Here is a 14,169-nt window from a genome sequence, read left to right as displayed (position 1 = left end):
CCCCCTGCACCCGGGGCCGGGGCCTCAGTCCGGCGTCCGGGTCAGCTCGCTGCGCGCCGAGGTGTGCACGACCCGCCCCCGCGCCCCGTTGACCAGGGGCAGGTACGGCGGGACGTGCCCGCACTCGACGCCGGCGACGATCGGCACCCCCAGCGGCCCGAGCGCGTCGAGCACGGCCTCGTGCTGGGTGAGCGAGGTGGTGCCGGGCGCCGAGGTCCGGCCGACGAGCACCGCGTTCGCCGCATCGAAGAACCCGGCCAGCCGCATCCCGTGCAGGTTCCGGCAGATGGCGAACGCGTCGTCGCCCCCGGCCTCCACGTACACCAGAAGCCCCTCCGGGGACTCGGCCCGCGCAAACTCCCGGACGTCGAGCCAGGGCGTCCCCGCGAGGTTGCACAGCATCTCGACGCAGCCCCCGATCAGGCGTCCCCCGGCCTCCACGTCCCCGTCCGCGTCCAGCCTGGTCCATCCGCCGGACGTGTCCAGCGTGAACTCGCGCACCTCGGGGTCGGTGCGGTGGTCGTCCCGGCCCGCGGCCCGGAAGCGGTTCGGCGGGATCTGCGTGAACCGGTGCCCCCGAGGGGCGGCGACGACGTCGAGCCAGGAGAGCAGTCCCTCGGGCACCCGGTAGGGGGTGTCCATCAGGTTGTTCCCGTGCACGGTCGCCACCCCGGTGAGCAGGGTCGGCGGCGCGAGCAGGGTCGACAGGTCGGAGAAGCCGACGAGCCAGGTCGGCTCGGCTTCCCGCAGCCGGTCCAGGTCGAGCAGCGGCAGCAGGTCGATCCCCGTCTCCCCGCCCCACGGCGGCACCACCGCCGCGATGCCGGGATCCGTCAGCATCGACATCGGCTCGTCCGCGCGCTCGGCGGCGGGAGCGCTGACGTGGCCGGCGCCGTCCACGCAGCGGCCGACGACCACCTCGTACCCCCGTGACTCCACCGCGCGGACCGCCACGTCGAGGCGCGCCCGCAACTCTTCCGGGACTCCGCTGGACGGGGAGGTGACGCCGATGCGGTCGCCGGGGCGCAGGGGACGGGGGTATCGAACGGCCATGCGCCGGATTCTGGCGCGGCGCCGCTGCACCGGTTTTCGGCGCACGTGGACGGACGGGCGCCCCGGACGCGGACACGGGACTCGGTTGCGTGACCGAGGAGTTGAAAACGCCTGTTGAGAGAGGGGGTGCGAAGTGCGTCGCGGACACGGAAGTGGGCATACGCGGGAGAAAGTCACTGTCTCGCACCGCTCGCGGCCCCTTCCGGAGGCCGGCGGCGCGGGGCGTTCGCTGTCGTAGGGGAGAGCCGATGCGCACGGTAGGAGTCGAGGAAGAGCTGATGCTCGTCAACGCCAGGACGGGCGAGCCGTTCGCCGTGTCGTCGGCGGTGCTGGCGTCGGCGGCCCTGCGCGGCGAGGAGGCGGGGGAGGTCTTCGAGAAGGAGCTGCACCAGGAACAGCTGGAGTTCTCCACCCAGCCGCTGACGGACATGGCGGAGATGCGGAAGGAGATCGTACGGTGGCGGGGCGAGGCGCTGCGGTACGCCCGGGAGTCCGACGCGGTCGTCGCCGCCCTCGCCACCTCGCCCGTTCCCGTCGAGCCCTCCCGTCACCTGGGCGCCAGGTACCAGTGGATCGCCGAGCAGTTCGCCCTCACCACCAAGGAGCAGCTGACGTGCGGCTGCCACGTCCACGTCTCCGTGGACTCCGACGAGGAGGGGGTCGCCGTCCTGGACCGGATCAGGCCCTGGCTCTACCTCCTGAACGCGCTCAGCGCGAACTCCCCCTTCTGGCAGGGCGAGGACAGCGGCTACAGCAGCTACCGCAGCCGGGTCTGGAACCGCTGGCCGTCGGCCGGCCCGTACGAGCTGTTCGGCACCCCGGCCGCGTACCACGAACAGGTCGAGGCCATGGTGGGGACCGGCGTCCTGCGGGATTCCGGCATGATCTACTTCGACGCCCGCCTCTCCGCGAACTACCCGACCGTGGAGATCCGGGTCGCCGACGTCTGCCTGGAGCCGGACACGACCGTGCTCGTCGCGACCCTCGCCCGCGGCCTGGTGGAGACCGCCGCCCGCGCCTGGCGCGACGGCGAGCCTCCCGCCCCCGTCTCCGCCGGCCTCCTGCGGCTCGCGTCCTGGCGGGCCGCCCGGTCCGGGCTCCGGGGGCCGCTCCTCCACCCCGTCACCCTGCGGGAGGCCCCCGTCGAAGAGGCCTTCGAAGCCCTCCTGGACCACGTCGAGGAGGCCCTGGCGGACACCGGCGACCTCGACGCGGCCCGGAAGGGGATCGCCGCGCACCTGGCCCACGGCGGCGGGGCGGACCGGCAGCGCGCCCTGCGCGACGAGGGCCTGGACCTCCACGAGGTCGTGAAGGCCTGCGCCCGGATCACGACCGCCGCCGAGTGAGACCCGAAAGGCCCGGAGCGCCGCCCCCGTGGGAAGGGGCGGCGCTCCGGGCCGTCCGGTGAGCGGTGCGGATCAGGCGGGCCAGGTGCCCGTCACCCGGCGCACCGCCGTGGCTCCGCCCCGGTCGACCGCGGCCTTCACCACGGCGAAGATCGCGCCGTGCAGCGCCGCGGCGATCAGGACCTCGCGCCAGCCCCGGTGCTCGTCGGTGGCGTCGGGGGCGTCGTCGTCGTGCCCCAGGACCTGCCACGCCTTCTTGAACGCGGCTCCCGCGAGCACACCGGTTCCGGCGCTCACGGCGAGCGAGAGCGGCTTGAACACGAGGCGTGACGGTTTCATGGCATTTCTTCCTTTCCTCCGGTCACTGCCCCGGCTACCCCGGCGCCCGACCCGCATGCGTTTCCCGCGCTCGCGGTCACAGGGGCGCCCCCAGGCGGACGAGTTCGGCGAGTTCACGGTCGGTGAGGCGGGCGAACCCGGTGTCGCCGGAGGCCAGGACCGTGTTCTGCAAGGCGCGTTTGCGGGTGAGGAGCCGGTCGATCCGGTCCTCGATCGTGCCCCGGGTGACGAGCCGGTGGACGGTGACGGCCCGCCGCTGCCCGATGCGGTGGGCGCGGTCGGACGCCTGGTCCTCGACCGCCGCGTTCCAGCTGCGGTCGAAGTGGACGACGTGGCTGGCCCGGGTCAGGTTGAGGCCGGTGCCGCCGGCCTTGAGGGAGAGCAGGAGCAGGGGCGCCCCGCCGCCCTGGAAGGTGTCGACCAGCTCCTGCCGCCGCCGGGCGTCCAGACCTCCGTGCAGGAACAGCGGGCGGTGGCCCAGGTGCGCGAGGTGCTCCTCCAGGAGCCGGCCCATGGCGACGTAACCGGTGAAGACGAGGGCGGCCTCGCCGCCCCGGACGATCGTCCCGACGAGATCGGCCAGCGCCTCCAGCTTGGCCGACCGCCGCCCGAACCGGCCCGCGTGCGCGGCGCCGGGATGCGGCTCGCGGAGGTAGTGGGCGGGATGGTTGGTGATCTGCTTGAGCGCGGTGATCAGCTTCAGGACCAGACCCGATCGGGTGAGGGGGGAGGAGCCGGCGATCCGGTCGAGGGTCTCCCGGACCACGGCCTCGTACAGGACGACCTGCTCGGGCGTGAGCTCCACGATCCTGCGCGTCTCGACCTTGGCGGGCAGCTCCGGCGCGATGCCGGGGTCGCTCTTGGTGCGGCGCAGGACGAACGGCGCGACGAGGCGGGCGAGGGCCTGCGCGGCGGGGCCGCCGGGCTCGCGTTCGGCGGCGGCCGCGTAGCGGGACCGGAAGGCCTTCAGCGTGCCGAACAGGCCGGGGTTGGCCCAGTCGATCAGCGCCCACAGCTCGGAGAGGTTGTTCTCCACGGGGGTGCCGGTCAGGGCGAGGCGGGCCGTGGAGCTGAGCGACCGCAGGGCCCGGGCGGTCGCGGAGGCGTGGTTCTTGGCGTGCTGCGCCTCGTCGGCGACGACCAGGTCCCAGGAAGCGGCCGCGAGCTCCGGGTCCCGGCGCAGGACGCCGTACGTGGTGAGGACGACCGTGCGCCCGCCGACGGCCGCGAGGCTCCGGCCGGCGCCGTGGTAGCGGACCACGTCCAGGTGCGGGGCGAACCGGTCGATCTCCCGCCGCCAGTTGGTGACCAGGGAGGACGGGCACACCACCAGGACCGGGCCGGTGTGCCCGGCCTCGTGGCGGTGGAGCACGTAGGCGATCGCGGTGAGGGTCTTGCCGAGGCCCATGTCGTCGGCGAGGACGGCACCGAACCCGATGCCGCCGGTGTGGGCGAGCCACGCCAGGGCCCGCTCCTGGTAGCCGCGCGGGACGGCCCTCAGCAGGGACGGGACGGCGACGGGGGAGACGTGCTCGCCCCGGCGCAGCGTGGCGACGACACCGGCCAGGTCGCCGGACGCCCGGCAGGCGACCCGCCGGCCGTCGACGTCGACGGTGCCGGTGAGCGCGGCGGTGAGCGCGTCGGTGCCGGTCAGCCGGCCGATCTCCCGGCGCCGGACGCGGGCGCGCACGGCGGGGTCGAGCAGGACCCACCGGCCGCGCACCCGGACCAGGGGGCGGGCGGCCTCCGCGAGCGCGTCCATCTCGGCCTCGTCGAGGGTGTCGTCGCCGAGCGCGAGCTGCCACCGGAAGTCCAGCAGCGCCCGGAGACCGAACCGGGGGACCCCACCGGGGGCGGTCGTCGCGGCGCCGACGACCGCGTACGAGGAGAGGCCCCGGCGCAGGCGGTCCGGCCAGCGCAGCCGCAGGCCGGCGGCGGCCAGTTCCTCCTCCGCCCCGAGGAGCCGCGCGATTCCCGCCGCGTCCACCGTGAACGCCCCCGGCCGTGAGGCCAGTCCCGACAGGCCGGGACACAGCCGCTCCAGCCGTTCCAGACGGCGCCCGACCCGCTCGCGCGACCGGTTCAGGCCGACGCCGCGGAGGACGGCGCGCCCCGACCAGAGCAGCTCGGCCGCGACCTCGTCCCCCTCCTCCCGCCCGGGCCCGGCGGTGAGGAGAAGACGGCCGGTCAGGCGCCCCTCCAGCGCCTCCCGTTCGGAAGGCTCCCGCATCTCCAGGACGAGCCCGGGCGGCGGTCCGTCGTCCGTCCGGTCCTCGCCCGCGTCGGGCCGCGGCCCCACCGCCCCGGCCTCCGCGGGCGGGACGCGGACGCCTGCGGGGCCCGGGAACGGGCCGGGGCCGAGCGCGACCGCCGCGGGCGCACGCGCCAGGTCGTCGGCCACGGCGTGCAGGAAGACGAGGACCGCCTCCCGCGCGGGCAGGGCCGCTTCCCGTACCGATCGCGCGGGCGGGGCCGCTTCCCGTACCGATCGCGCGGGCGGGGCCGCTTCCCGTGCCGACCGCGTCGGCCCGTCGCCGACGACGGCATGGGCGTGGGGCGACAGGCGGTGCGCCAGCTCGTCCACGGCCTGTAAGGCGGCGTCCGGCAGGGGACCGACCCCCCACCGGCCGGCCCCGCCGGGGCCGAGCGCCGGACGGACGAACCCGGCGGCCACGAGCCGTACGCCCAGGCGCGCCGCCTGCTCCCACTCCACGGCCGTGGGATGCCACGCGGCGAACCGGGACCGCCCGAGCAGCAGCGGCACGGCCTCGGCGAGGGGCAGCAGCCAACCGGCCACCGGTACGGGCCCTCCGGCCGCCGGTACGACGAGCCGGCGGACGGTCGCGGTGAGCGGGGCGGGCAGCGGCACCCCGGGCATCGGCGCGCCGTCGGCCCGGTACAGCAGCATCCCGGCCACCGGCTCGCCGTCGGTCGGGGGGACGAGGGAGAGCGCGCACCCGGCCGCGAGCGCCTCACCGGCCACGGACGCGGCAGACGGACCCTCCGCCGGCGCGGCGAGGATTCCCGGTGCTTCCGGTGCTTCCGGTGCTTCCGGTGCTTCCGGTGCTTCCGGTGCTTCCTGCTTTCCAGGGCTCTCCGGGTCCTCCGGGCTCTCCGGGTCCTTCGGCGCTCCCGGCGCCGCCGGGACCGCTTCCGCTCGGGGTGCGGGCAGGACGACCCCCGGTCGCGCGGGCCGGGGCCTCGGGATCACGACGGGAACGGGAGGGGACGGCGGCGGAGGTCCGGGCCGCTCCGGCCGCGGGGCGGTCCGCGCGTCCAGCCGGACCAGCTCGTCGAGGAGCGCCGCGGCCGCCTCCCGGCGCGCGTCCCCCTTCGCGCGCGCCGTGCCCGTGGCCCGCACCGCCGTGCCCGTCGCCACGTGCAGGCACGTGTACGTGCAGGTGACGCGCCCGGGCCCGGAGGCGACGGCCGGCTCCGGCTTCGTGATCACCTCCAGCTGGGTGTACTTGTTCAGGTACTTCACCGGATCCTCGCCCCGGGGCACCGGCCGGATCCGCGGCGGGGCCTTCCGGGACCTCTCCGCGACCGGGCCCCATGGTTCGGGCAGCCCGCACAGCAGGGCGAGGAGGGCGACCGCGGCGGTGTGCAGGGACGCGCGGCGGTCGTCGGAGAACCGCTCGGGGCCCGTGCGGACCCGGCCGTCGGGTCCGGCCCAGCTCCACGCCGAGGCGAAGCCTCCGGAGCGCTCCGTCGTCGTGTGGCGGAGCTCGGCACGGCACGCCTCGGCCCGCCACTGCAGCAGGGTCGCCGCCGACGGGGGCGTCCGCGCCGTGTGGTCGAGGGCGAGCAGCCGGACCTCCCGCCACCCGGGGGCCGTCGCGTCGAAGAGCAGCCGCAGGGCGTCGCGGTGCCGCAGGCGCGAGGCGGCCGCCCGTCGTACGAGCTCGGCGCGGAGCTCCTCGCCCGGGTGGTCCGCGCCCTCCAGCCGCGTGTTCAGCAGGGAGTCGAACGACTCCGCAGCCATCGCCGGGAGCCGCAGCCGCTCCGTACCGACGCCGGCCAGGGCCCGGAGCGCGGCGTCGGCCGCCGCCCGGCGGGCCCGCTCCGGCGAAGGGCCCGTCCGGGCGGGGCCGTTCACGACCGCGTCGGCCGGGCCGATCCGGAGCTCCGCCCGGTGAAGGGCCTCCCCGCTCGGCAGCCGCTCGCAGGACTCCGTGTACGCGGGCGGTGCCCAGGCCTCCGTCCGCGCGTGCAGGGCCAGCACCTGCCACGGTCCCTCGGGGCAGGCGTCCAGGGCCGTGAGGGCGCGTCTCCGGGCGGGGAGCCATCCGGGGTGGTCACCCGTCACGAGGAGCAGGAGCCGAAGGTCCCGCGGGGTCAGCCCGCCCGCGAGCGCCAGCTCCTCCGCCCCGGCCGCGAGGCGCGGGTCGAAGCCGCCGGACGCGACGACGTCCCGCGCCCGCTCGTGCCATGCCGCGCCCGTCCCGACCCCGGCCGTCTGTGCCCCGAGTGCCTGTGCCCCGGCCGTCTGTGCTCCGAGCGTCTGCGCCCCGGCCGTCTGCGACTGCGTACCCAACAAGAAGCTCCCTGTGCGAAGAGTGACGAGCCGAACACGGAAAGGATAGGAACTTCCGCCCCCCCCGCCCGTCCCGACAAGGCGACCGAAGGGCGCCGACATCCGCTTTCGGTCAAGGTCGTGAGGACTGGTCACTCGTTCCGGGGGCGGGCGGACGCCCCGCTCCCCGATGGCGGCGCCCGCGCCCTCATTGGTATGGACATGTTCAAGTGGCCGGTCTAGCCTTTCACTTGGTCTAGACCGCATTGGACGCGCGTCTTCCGCTTGTTCTCCGTGCCCCGAACCGTCCCCGTTCCCCGAACCGGCGGCACACCCGGGACGCGCGTCCGCCCCCACTCGCCTTCCAGGACCACGGGAGCAACACCATGCGCAGGAAGATCACCTCCTTACTCCTCGGCCTCGGGCTCGTCGGCGGAACCGTCCTCGCCGCCACCGGCAGCGCCCAGGGCCACGGCTACACCGACTCGCCCGTCAGCCGTCAGCAGCTGTGCGGCAACGGCACCGTCCGCGGATGCGGGCAGATCCAGTGGGAGCCGCCGAGCGTCGAAGGGCTCAAGGGCTTCCCCGCGCGCGGCCCGGTCGACGGGACCATCTGCGCGGGCGGCAACGGCCGCTTCTCCGAACTGGACGACCCGCGCGGCGGGAACTGGCCGGCCACCGCCCTCGGCGCGGGCCGGAACCACACCTTCGTCTGGCGGATCACCGCCCGCCACGCCACCACCGATTTCCGCTACTACGTCACCAAGGACGGCTGGGACCCGACCAAGCCGCTGACCAGGGCCGACCTGGACCCGCAGCCGTTCCTGACGGTGCCCTTCGGCGGACAGCGGCCCGGCGCCACGGTCACCCACACGGGCGTCCTGCCCCAGAAGAGCGGCCGGCACCTCATCCTCGGCGTCTGGAACGTCGCCGACACCGGCAACGCCTTCTACGCCTGCTCCGACGTGACCTTCTGACACCGGGGACCGGAGGACCACGCGGCGGCCCGGTTCACAGGTCGGCCAGGACCTCCCGGGCCGCACGGGCGCCCGAGGCCAGGGCGCCCTGGACCGAACCCGTCGCCCGGTGGTCGCCGCACACGTACCGGCCGGGCGCGAAACGGCCGGTGCGCGACAGCGCGAGGGGCGGGGGCATGGCCGGGAGGGCGTCGGGCACCACGACGCGGTGCACCCGCTCCCAGGACCGGGCGTCCGTGCCGTACACCTCGGAGAGGGCCGTGAGGACCGCCGCCTCCCGCTCCCGGTCCGGGTCTCCGAGGACGGAGGTCGACACCAGCGCCCGGCCGTCCGGCGAGAAGCCGCGGTGCACCTCGGTCAGGACACAGGTGTTGAGGAACCGGCGCCGCGCGTCGACCACCAGGGTCGGCTCGGACAGCGGGGAGCGCTCCGCCGCGTGGTACAGGGTCGTGACGACCCGTCCGGCCGGCACGTCCAGACCGGGGAGCAGCCGGGCGGCGGCGCGCTGGCCGGTGGCGACCACGACCGCGCGGGCGGCCACCTCGCCGCCGCCGGCCAGGGCCGCACCCCGGTCGGTGAGCGCCGCGACCGGCTCCCCGGTGCGCAGCACACCGGCGGGAAGCCCGGACGCCAACTGCGCGGGTACGGCTCCGATGCCGTCGGCCGGCAGGCACAGGGTGCCGCGCAGCATGGTGCGCCAGACGAGGTGGAAGAAGCGGGCGGAGGTCTCCAACTCGTCCTCCAGGAAGATCCCCGAGAGGAACGGCCGGAAGAAGGTCTCCACCAAGTCCGCCGAAACGCCCGCGTCGGCCAGGGCGGTGAGGGTGGTGGCGTCGGGACGGCTCCGCAGGTACCGGGCCGGTGCCAGGACGTCCCGGGCCGACAGCACGCCCAGGGCGGCCAGGTCCCGTGCCGACGCGAGCCGGCCGGGCAGCAGGTCCCGCCCCTCGCGGGGACGGCGGGTGGGGTCGACGAAGCGGCGGAACCCGTCGTCGGTGTGCACGAGTACGCCCGGCGTGAACGGCCTCAGCCGCAGGGCCCGCAGGTCGAGGCGCCTCTTCACCTGCGGATAGGAGGTGTTGAACACCTGGAAGCCCCGGTCGGCGGTGAAGCCCGCGACCCGGTCGGTGCGCATCCGGCCGCCCACGGCGTCGGAGGCCTCCAGCAGCTCCACCCGGAGCCCGCCCGCGACCAGATCGGCCGCGCAGGCCAGACCGGCGGCCCCCGCTCCGACGACCACCACGTCGACGCTGCCTCGCTTCTGCCCCATGAACGCCCTCACTCCTCGCCGGATCGCCGAATCGCCGGACCGTTGAACCACCGGACCTTCCGGCCGCCGGACCCTCCGACTGCCGGACTGCCGGACTGCCGGACTGCCGACTGCCGGACTGCCGGACTGCCGGACTGCCGACTGCCGGACTGCCGGACTGCCGGTCCGCCGGTCCGCCGGGCCGCCGGGCCGTCACGTTACGGCGGACGCGCGGTCCGCCGGGGGAGGGCGCGCCGCTCCTCCGAGTGTCCGGCCCGGCGGCCCCTCCGCCGAATTCCCCTTTCCCGTACGGGGATGCCCCGGCGCTCCCGGGGCACGCGTACTCGCGTACCCGCGCACGAGTGGCGCCCGCGGCCCGGAACGCGCACCGGTCCGGGACGGCCGGCGCACCTGCGGGCGGGCGAACGGCGGAAGACGGCAACGCAACGCAGGGAGCGTCGATGATGGCCCGTCCATGGTCGGTCCGACCGGACCTCCGGCTCACGGCCCACGCGGTCGCCGGACGGTACCGGCTCGACGGTCTGCTGGGACGCGGAGGCGCGGCCGACGTGTACGAGGCGCTGGACCTGCGCCTGCGGCGACCGGTGGCGGTCAAGTTCTTCCGGCCGGGCGGCGAACTCCCGGCGGGGGACCGCGTCGAGGACGAGGGCCGCCTGCTGGCCCGGATGCGGCACCCCGGGCTCGTGACCCTGTACGACTCCGGGCAGGAGGAGGGGCGGCCCTACCTCGTGATGCAGCTCGTCAGGGGGACGACCCTGCGCCGGCGCATCGCCGCGTCGCCCCTCACGCCTCGCGAGACCGCCCGGACCGGAGCCGCACTCGCCTCCGCGCTCGCCCACGTGCACGCGACCGGCGTCGTGCACCGGGACGTCAAGCCGTCGAACGTCCTCCTGGACGACACGGGCCTCCCGTACCTGACCGACTTCGGCATATCCCGGCTGCTCGACCCCGCCGCCCGCACCGAGACCGGTCCCCTCGTGGGAACCGCCGCCTACATGGCGCCGGAGCAGGTCCTCGGCAGGGGAGCCGGACCGGCGGCGGACGTCTACAGCCTCGGCCTGGTGCTCCTCGAATCGCTCAAGGGCGAACTGGAGTACGGGGGAGCCCCCTTGGAGGCCGCGGTCGCCAGGCTGCACCGGCCCCCCGTCGTTCCCACCGGCCTCCCCGCGGACCTCGCCGGACTCCTGGAGGCCATGACGGACCCGGACGAGACCGGCCGGCCCGACGCCGACGCCTGCTTCCGTACGCTGGCGGCCCTGCCGGGCGGGGGCGGCGTGCCGCCCCTCGCCGACGGCCCCGGCGCCCCCGGTACTCCGGAAGGCGCCCGGACTCCGCGTGGCGGCCGGACGGCGGCGGACACCGCGCCGTCACCGGACCCCGCTCCCCGCCGCTCCGGCCGCGCGCTCGCCGCCTGCGCGGCGCTGGCCGTGCTCGGCGCGACCCTGACCGGGTCCATCGGCACCCTGTCCGACCCGGCCTGCCCGAATCCAACAGAGAGGAACCAATCGTGCACCCCGACATCTGGACCTTCCCCGGGACCGTCCTCCACGCGACCGACACGGACCTGACCGGTTACGCGGTCGAAGCGACGGACGGCGGAATAGGAAAGATCGACAAGCACTCCGCCGAGGCCGGCCGGTACCACCTGGTCGTGGACACCGGCCCCTGGATCCTCGGCCGCCAGGTCGTGATCCCCGCGGGGGCCGTCACCGCCGTGGACCGGGAGACGGAGACGGTCTTCGTCGGCTGCACCAGGGAACAGATAGAGAACGCCCCGGAGTTCGTCCCCGGGACCGCCGACGAGGACGGACGGCACCGCATGACGTTCACGGACTACTACCTGGCGTTCTTCCGGTAGGCGTCCCGCTGTCGCGTCCCGGCTCGCGCCCCTCCCCTCCGGCGGTCCGCCCACGCGGTGCACGAGGAGGGCGGGGCGGGCGGGCCGGGGGCGGGGCCATCGCCCAGCGGATCCCGCCGACCGCCAGCCGTCCGCCCGCCCGCGCGGCCGCCCGCGCGGGCCGGGGCAGCGGCGGGAGCCCCAGCTCCCGGAGGGCCCACGGCGGCAGCAGCTCCACCGCCCCCGCCGCGAGCAGCGCGTACGGCGCCCGGGCCCGCCGGGGGATCGGCGGGTCCCGCAGCAGGAACCGGGCGGCCTCCCGGGCCTCGCGGGTGCCGCCGAGTTCGCCGCGGTACGCCTCGAGGCGCCGCGCCAGCTCGGCCAGGTTCCGGGGCGGCCGCTCCGCTCCCAGCTCCTCGGCGATCCGGGCCGTGTCCGCCAGGTAGCCGTCGCAGTCCGAACGGGTGAGCGGCGCCGCTCCGTAGCGCAGGTGGGCCCGCAGGAAGCTGTGGACCTCCGCCACGTGCACCCAGCCCAGGAGGTGCGGATCGGAGGCCCGGTACGGCAGTCCTCCGGGCGCCGTGCCCCGTACCCGCTCGTGGACCGCGCGCACGCGCTCCACCGCGTGCCGCGCGTCGTCGGCCGTGCCGAACGTCGTGACCGCGAGGAAGGTGCTGGTCCGCTGCAGCCTTCCCCACGGATCGCCCCGGAACCCGGAATGGGCCGCCACGGCCGCCATGGCCGACGGGTGCAGCGACTGCAGCAGCAGCGCCGTCAGGCCCCCGGCGAACATCGCCGCGTCGCCGTGGACGGTGCGGATCGGCCGGTCCGGGCCGAACCACCGCGGCCCCGGGGTGTCGTGGACGCGGGCGCGCGTCTTCTCGCCCGAGGGCCCGGCGACGCGCCGGAAGAGCTCGCTCCCGAGCCGTTCCCTCAGGTCGTCCACGAAGGGGGGCGACCACTCCACAGGGTCAGTATGCGCCCGCCGTGGCGAGGCCGTCGGGGACGGCGGGTGCCCGGTCGCGGCGCCCCGGGGTCAGTCGGCGAGGGCGTCGAGGAGCGGTCGCCAGTCGATGTGGGAACTCTCGGAGCCCGAGGGCACGACGGTGTACGTCGTGTTCAGCCAGCGCAGCGCGGGTCCGCGCCCGAGGCTGATCAGAACGGACCGGGCGGGGTCGCCCAGGCGCAGCACGACCCGGTCGTAGGGAGCGGGGCTGATGCGCACCTCGCCGATGCCGACGGGGCCTTCGGTGCCGGCCAGGAACATGTCGCGGTCCAGGTGCCACACCGTGTCGCCCGTCGGGGTGTGGAGGGTGAGGGTGATGACGAAGGGGGAGCGGGACCGGTAGTGGACGGTGGCCCCGAGGGGGACGCGGCAGGAGTCGGTGAGCAGGAAGGCGGTCGTCCTCCACTTGATCTCGCGGCAGGCCGGCGGGACGGGGGAAACGGGACGGGACACGGGGGCTCCAACTTCGGACGCCACCCGGGGCGGTGGCGCTTCCCGGTGCGGTTACCCCGTGAGCCGTGATCACTCCACGGAAGTGTGCGGTTACGGAGGGGGATCTGTCGAGAAACCGTGGTGACCGTCAACCGTTCTCGGCGGACCACCCTTCCGAGGGGTGAGGCCGGGGGCGGAGGAGCGTCGTCAACCGGCCGCCCGGAGTGTGCCGCGATGGCCGGAGGGAGCGCTTTTTCCGGCTTGAGGTTGCCTGTCGGGCGGGGCGCATGCCCGGCGCACGGGAGCGTGGCGAGCCGGTGGGGGGCGTAACGGGGAGCCGGCGGGTGCGTCGGGCGGTCAGCCGGAATGGCGTGGGTGATAGGCGGACAAGCGAACGTAAAACGGGCTTTCGATGGCCGGATATCCAGCACGAGGTGGCGCTTGGCATATGACCGTCACCCTTTCTCGGCTTTCCGTCCGATGGATTACTGGGAAGTAACATGAGAGTCCACATCCTTGGCCGAGGTGGATCCTTTAATGTGATCGGAGTGAGTTCCGCTTTAGGGGGAAGTCTTGGCCGGGGGCGCTCGTCGTCCCGATCCGGAGCGGGTGGACCGCCGGCCTCCGTGATCGTGGCGAAGCCCTTGGGGGGAGCTGCGCGCGCTGCGGAGTCCGGGGGGAATCCCGTTTCGGCCGCCCGGTGCGACCGGGTGAACCGCGCGTGAAAAGAATGGAACAAGATATCGAGAACGGGTGGGAACGTGAGCAATCCCTTCGATGACGAGTCGGGTCGCTTCGTCGTACTGGTGAACCATGAAGCCCAGTACTCCCTCTGGCCCGCGCATCTCGACGTCCCCGGCGGCTGGGACCGCGAGGGGACCGAGGGGTCGCGCCAGGAGTGTCTGGAGCGTATCGAGAGCGTCTGGACCGACATGCGCCCCGCCAGCCTGGTGGCGGCGATGGAGGCCGAAGCGGGCTGACGCCCCGCCGGGTCACCGGAGGCATTGTGCAGGTCAGGGCCTGCTTCCGGTGACCCGGCTGTCAACTTCGCGCACATGATGAGCGATTTCGCTCAAGAGTGATTCCCGGTCGGTCATCTGTGGCGGCCGGTCGTTCATGACGCCCTGGATCCCCCGGCGAAAGACATCGACGGGGGTGTCCTGCGGCCTCCCTCTTTCCCTCGTGCGGAACCGCACGGACCACGCGCCCCGTACGGACCGCGCGGCTCCGCACGGGGCGGGCACATCCCCGTACGAGATCTCCGCGGCGCCGGCGGTGCAGACCGGACGGCGTCTTCCCGCGTGTGCCGCCGCGCGGAGGAAAGCCGCCGCGACCTCGTCGTGCCGCAATGCCCGAACCCCGCTCAACCGTCCCCTGAAAACCTCACCGAAGG

Annotated in this window: 11 protein-coding genes; 5 read left to right on the top strand and 6 right to left on the bottom strand. The window is 75.0% G+C overall.

All coding sequences use genetic code 11. From position 1 onward, the window contains the following. Positions 1-24: 24 nt before the first annotated feature. Positions 25-1,053: a S66 family peptidase gene (locus tag OO47_RS11665; protein ID WP_033208841.1), complete on the bottom strand. Its 1,029-nt coding sequence runs from the start codon at positions 1,051-1,053 to the stop codon at positions 25-27. 248 nt (positions 1,054-1,301) lie between these two features. Here OO47_RS11665 and OO47_RS11660 point away from each other — a divergent pair, with 248 nt between their 5' ends. Further along, entirely contained in the window at positions 1,302-2,399 is a 1,098-nt protein-coding gene (locus tag OO47_RS11660; RefSeq protein ID WP_030207757.1) for a glutamate--cysteine ligase, read from the top strand. 72 nt (positions 2,400-2,471) lie between these two features. On the opposite strand, the gene OO47_RS11655 is transcribed toward OO47_RS11660, so the two are convergent. Next, entirely contained in the window at positions 2,472-2,738 is a 267-nt protein-coding gene (locus OO47_RS11655) for a DUF4235 domain-containing protein (protein WP_030207755.1), read from the bottom strand. A gap of 76 nt (positions 2,739-2,814) precedes the next feature. Beyond that, on the bottom strand, positions 2,815-7,275 hold the full coding sequence (locus tag OO47_RS36105) for a DEAD/DEAH box helicase (RefSeq protein ID WP_051715413.1): 4,461 nt from the start codon (positions 7,273-7,275) through the stop codon (positions 2,815-2,817). 365 nt (positions 7,276-7,640) lie between these two features. Here OO47_RS36105 and OO47_RS11645 point away from each other — a divergent pair, with 365 nt between their 5' ends. Beyond that, entirely contained in the window at positions 7,641-8,231 is a 591-nt protein-coding gene (locus OO47_RS11645; protein WP_030207748.1) for a lytic polysaccharide monooxygenase auxiliary activity family 9 protein, read from the top strand. Between the two features lie 34 nt (positions 8,232-8,265). On the opposite strand, the gene OO47_RS11640 is transcribed toward OO47_RS11645, so the two are convergent. Further along, positions 8,266-9,501 carry an FAD-dependent oxidoreductase gene (locus OO47_RS11640; protein ID WP_030207745.1) on the bottom strand — a complete coding sequence of 412 codons (1,236 nt, stop codon included), beginning with the start codon at positions 9,499-9,501 and terminating at the stop codon, positions 8,266-8,268. 440 nt (positions 9,502-9,941) lie between these two features. Here OO47_RS11640 and OO47_RS11635 point away from each other — a divergent pair, with 440 nt between their 5' ends. Next, on the top strand, positions 9,942-11,069 hold the full coding sequence (locus OO47_RS11635) for a serine/threonine-protein kinase (RefSeq protein WP_063831895.1): 1,128 nt from the start codon (positions 9,942-9,944) through the stop codon (positions 11,067-11,069). Beyond that, positions 11,009-11,359, top strand: coding sequence for a hypothetical protein (locus OO47_RS11630; RefSeq protein ID WP_030207739.1), 351 nt, complete (start codon positions 11,009-11,011; stop codon positions 11,357-11,359). The genes OO47_RS11635 and OO47_RS11630 overlap by 61 nt, the downstream gene beginning before the upstream one ends. On the opposite strand, the gene OO47_RS11625 is transcribed toward OO47_RS11630, so the two are convergent. Together OO47_RS11625 and OO47_RS33935 are read right to left on the bottom strand one after the other, a co-directional pair. Continuing rightward, positions 11,328-12,305, bottom strand: a complete 978-nt coding sequence (locus OO47_RS11625) for an oxygenase MpaB family protein (RefSeq protein WP_078489595.1) — start codon at positions 12,303-12,305, stop codon at positions 11,328-11,330. The two genes, OO47_RS11630 and OO47_RS11625, sit on opposite strands and share 32 nt — an antisense overlap. 69 nt (positions 12,306-12,374) lie before the next feature. Next, positions 12,375-12,797, bottom strand: a complete 423-nt coding sequence (locus OO47_RS33935; RefSeq protein WP_051715411.1) for an SsgA family sporulation/cell division regulator — start codon at positions 12,795-12,797, stop codon at positions 12,375-12,377. Positions 12,798-13,537: 740 nt separating this feature from the next. Between OO47_RS33935 and OO47_RS11615 the strand changes: the two genes are divergently transcribed. Then, positions 13,538-13,756 (top strand): MbtH family protein, encoded by a 219-nt coding sequence (locus tag OO47_RS11615; RefSeq protein WP_030207731.1) that lies wholly within the window; start codon positions 13,538-13,540, stop codon positions 13,754-13,756. The last annotated feature ends 413 nt before the right edge of the window (positions 13,757-14,169 follow it).

It is taken from the genome of Streptomyces bikiniensis, assembly GCF_000716625.1.
GTDB lineage: Bacteria > Actinomycetota > Actinomycetes > Streptomycetales > Streptomycetaceae > Streptomyces > Streptomyces bikiniensis.
Note: the sequence above shows the minus strand (reverse complement) of the source record. Positions and strands in the feature narration are given on the sequence as shown.

Bases quoted from the DNA above. Each gene is read 5' to 3' on its own strand.
- OO47_RS11640 (WP_030207745.1), bottom strand. From the start codon at position 9,501: ATGGGGCAGAAGCGAGGCAGCGTCGACGTGGTGGTCGTCGGAGCGGGG.
- OO47_RS11660 (WP_030207757.1), top strand. From the start codon at position 1,302: ATGCGCACGGTAGGAGTCGAGGAAGAGCTGATGCTCGTCAACGCCAGG.
- OO47_RS11655 (WP_030207755.1), bottom strand. From the start codon at position 2,738: ATGAAACCGTCACGCCTCGTGTTCAAGCCGCTCTCGCTCGCCGTGAGC.
- OO47_RS11665 (WP_033208841.1), bottom strand. From the start codon at position 1,053: ATGGCCGTTCGATACCCCCGTCCCCTGCGCCCCGGCGACCGCATCGGC.
- OO47_RS11635 (WP_063831895.1), top strand. From the start codon at position 9,942: ATGATGGCCCGTCCATGGTCGGTCCGACCGGACCTCCGGCTCACGGCC.
- OO47_RS11645 (WP_030207748.1), top strand. From the start codon at position 7,641: ATGCGCAGGAAGATCACCTCCTTACTCCTCGGCCTCGGGCTCGTCGGC.